The sequence below is a fragment of the Pseudomonas sp. RA_15y_Pfl2_54 genome (assembly GCF_963971015.1).
Classification (GTDB): Bacteria; Pseudomonadota; Gammaproteobacteria; order Pseudomonadales; family Pseudomonadaceae; genus Aquipseudomonas; species Aquipseudomonas baetica_A.
Map to the genome: position 1 here is coordinate 1 of NZ_CAXAPN010000072.1, position 3,114 is coordinate 3,114.

Genomic DNA, 3,114 nt, shown 5'->3' on the forward strand with positions numbered 1-3,114 from the left:
AAGAAGCGGAACTGATCGCTTCCAAAACCCAGAAGCCCTATCCAAAGACAGTGCACGTACAGGTTTTGTGGCCACAAAACATTTCCTGTCCGAGGATGGAGCAAATGGGTAAGACGTGAAGTGGCGTTAGCCAACTTCACCTTCTTCGTCGTGACGAAGAAGGGGTTTCAAAGGGGGAATCCCCTTTGGTGCGTCGATTGTGTAAACAATCGGTAACGTGCCTTCTCTGAGCTTATCGCAGGCTCCAAATCTCTCTAAATCGCTCTGATTTTCTCTAATTTTCTCTAAGTTGCTCTGAGTGTCTCTAAATCGCTCTATTTTGCTCAAAGCCTCATTGCGAAGCTCACGCAGCAATTTCTGGATAGCGACCCAACCACCGTTGCTCTCAGCTAGATCCAATACCTTCGCTCGCAGTCCGGCTTGGCGAATAAGCCGCCATTCTTCGATCTCCAAATGGCCCAGCAAATCGGCGTCGTCATGCTGCTCCTCGGCTATTTCCTCATCATTCTGCTCAATCACACCAACCTTGGCCTTGAGACCAGCAGACCAGAACAACTGACGCTTGCCCTTCATTGCCGCCGCATAGTCCAGGTAACGGTGCCCAGCCTTGCGATCCCCAGCTTGGAACATCGAGAGCAGTGCGAACGGATGCTTGCCCTTGGCCCGACCGGCCTTGGTTGAGGCCTTGGCAATTTCTGCGTCGACGCCCCAGTGCCGGCTGTCATCCTGCTTAGCCAGGTAGTCACTGGCCGTACACCAGCCCTTAACATCGATCGCATGGGCCTCGAACGCGGCAACCTGGTCAGCGTTGTCCAGGTCAAGAAGACCAGCACGCGCACAACTGGACTTCCAGCGCTCGAGCACGGTCTTTTTCATGGTGTCAGCATCGGTGTCGGCATCGACGATCCACAACTCATGGGTATGGGGATGCCAGCCGTTTTGGCCGTGGGTCAGTTCCAGCGAACGGATCAGCCCCTGGTAGCCCGTGGCTTTTTTGAAGCGGATCCATGGCGACCCCTCACGCAGGTACTTCAAAGCGATCTTCTGCTGCTCCAGCAGCTCCGCCAGTTGCTGCCAGACATAGTGGGGAAACGTCAGGGTAACCATTGCCGCTTGCAAGCCCTGAGAATCAGCCCAGGCCACCGCCTTGGCCACCTCTTCACGTCTACGCTCCTGGACTTTCGCCGCGCAGACCGGGCACGCCCAAACACTGCCGCAGTTCATCACACCGCTGTAAAAAGCACTGCCATGTTCACGCGAAGCGTGCACACCGACGGTTCCTGCCACTGGCGTCCATTTGCACTTGGCAGTGCGGTGCCAGTCTTGAGGATGCAGAAGACCTACCCGTTTTCCCTCATGGAGAAACAGGGCCCGTGCAGATGCAAGGAGGTCATAACGCTCAGCCCGGTTAGCTTGCAGCTTCGCTCGCAAGTCTTGGGGGGGTAGAGGATTTCGTGTACTTCCCGAGGCGACGACCCGACCAGCGGCCTTACGCTTGTAATCCGGTACCGTCACGCCCGCCTCCGCCAGTCCTGGCGGGGGTCGGCACTTGATAAATCGCGTGCTTGTTGCTCATACTATCCCCGTTGATTCGTAGAAAACCGGGGGAGCGTTGCCGCGCTGTGATCCCGGTTTTTTGCTTTCTGCGGTTCGATCTTCGCCGAACTGCAATTTCGGTATCTTGCCTTTGTGACGATACCGTTTCAAGCAAGCCCATTACGGCTTGCTCGCCATTGAAGCTGTTCATCGGCAAGCCCTACGATTTCAGTGCTGCTATCAACACAGCACCAGTAGCTGCCAATTCATGCTGACCTTCCCATGCGCACCAAACCGCAAGTGATAAGGCCAGCAAGGCTTTTACCGCAAAGCTTTCCAACTCAATCGTTATCTTCATCCGAACACCTCGATGGCAATGCTGTGATTTTAACGTCACGACATCACGTGCCATCAGCGGCAGTTTGCACAAAGATAACATCGCCTCCGGCGGCCCTCCGGGGCTGCTCGCCGCGAGGCAGGTGCGCTGGGAAAAAGCCCCCAGCACACCTGCTCTGAGCATATTGGATTCCGGCCGCGTCAAGGCCATGCCGCTACGCGGTCGCTGCGCGAGCCTTGACCCGTCCTCCATCCACCTCGATAAACCTACCGGCGCATAAACAAAAAAGCCCGCTTCAGGCGGGCTTTAAACTTCTGACAATCAAGCAAAAGCTGGCTCAAATACGGCCAGTTTTTTCACCAACTTCGGGTTAATCGTGTCGCGGGCTTGCGACAGACTGTAATCAGATTGAAGAGCCATCCAAGACTCAGCAGAACGGTCAAAAACATAAGAAAGGCGGACAGCCATTTCGGGGGACAGATCGGACTTACAGGTAAGCAGTCGAGATACGGCGGCAGTTGAAACACCTAGGCTTTCAGCCAAATCGGCCTGCTTAATCTCATAAGGTTCCACATACGCCATCTCCAGGTACTCACCGGGATGCATAGTGATCATTCTAACGACTCCAGCGTTGCATGTTGCGCAACGAGCAACTTTTGACTTAAATAGCTTTTCTCTATTGACAAACCGGGTTCATAGTGGTAGTCTATGATTATCGGTTAAAGAATTGCTATTCGGGTATGGTGATTCTATCAAACGATAATAACTATGTCAACTATTACGAGGAATCACCATGATTGAGAACGACAATGAGATTTTACACAAGCCGTTGAGGGCCTTTTGGGCCAGCAACGCAAAGAAAACCGCAGGTTTGAACGCCAGCTGGATCAAAGTCCTTCGACTGCTGCTTGTGCATCTGCACACGGCAAGATCGCTGTCCGATATCAAGGGCGGATACGGCCGTGTCAAAGATTGCAAAGCTCTGACTGGCCATGAAAACCGCTATGAGCTGGAGGTCAACAAGAATTGGAGATTGACCTTCGATTGCACTGATCCCGACACCGGCGTGGTCACCAAGATCGATTTAGAGGATGTGCATCAGCCAGGTGGTGCCAAGAAGCGGAACTGATCGCTTCCAAAACCCAGAAGCCCTATCCAAAGACAGTGCACGTACAGGTTTTGTGGCCACAAAACATTTCCTGTCCGAGGATGGAGCAAATGGGTAAGACGTGAAGTGGCGT

General features: G+C 53.6%; 4 protein-coding genes. 1 reads left to right on the forward strand and 3 read right to left on the reverse strand.

Going from position 1 to position 3,114, the window contains the following annotated elements; all coding sequences use genetic code 11:
- Nucleotides 1–126: 126 nt before the first annotated feature.
- The 3 genes from AACY50_RS28400 to AACY50_RS28410 form a co-directional block, all read right to left on the reverse strand.
- Entirely contained in the window at nt 127–1,269 is a 1,143-nt protein-coding gene (locus AACY50_RS28400) for a protein rep (RefSeq protein ID WP_339539908.1), read from the reverse strand.
- Nucleotides 1,270–1,756: 487 nt separating this feature from the next.
- Nucleotides 1,757–2,056: a hypothetical protein gene (locus AACY50_RS28405; protein ID WP_339539910.1), complete on the reverse strand. Its 300-nt coding sequence runs from the start codon at nt 2,054–2,056 to the stop codon at nt 1,757–1,759.
- A 138-nt stretch (nt 2,057–2,194) separates the two neighbouring features.
- Nucleotides 2,195–2,488, reverse strand: coding sequence for a HigA family addiction module antitoxin (locus tag AACY50_RS28410; protein ID WP_339539912.1), 294 nt, complete (start codon nt 2,486–2,488; stop codon nt 2,195–2,197).
- A 178-nt stretch (nt 2,489–2,666) separates the two neighbouring features.
- On the opposite strand from AACY50_RS28410, the gene AACY50_RS28415 reads away from it, so the two are divergent.
- Nucleotides 2,667–3,002 carry a hypothetical protein gene (locus AACY50_RS28415; protein ID WP_339539914.1) on the forward strand — a complete coding sequence of 112 codons (336 nt, stop codon included), beginning with the start codon at nt 2,667–2,669 and terminating at the stop codon, nt 3,000–3,002.
- Nucleotides 3,003–3,114: the final 112 nt, after the last annotated feature.

Coding starts and splice junctions, on each gene's coding strand:
- AACY50_RS28405 (WP_339539910.1), bottom strand. CDS start 2,056: ATGCTCAGAGCAGGTGTGCTGGGGGCTTTTTCCCAGCGCACCTGCCTC.
- AACY50_RS28410 (WP_339539912.1), bottom strand. CDS start 2,488: ATGATCACTATGCATCCCGGTGAGTACCTGGAGATGGCGTATGTGGAA.
- AACY50_RS28415 (WP_339539914.1), top strand. CDS start 2,667: ATGATTGAGAACGACAATGAGATTTTACACAAGCCGTTGAGGGCCTTT.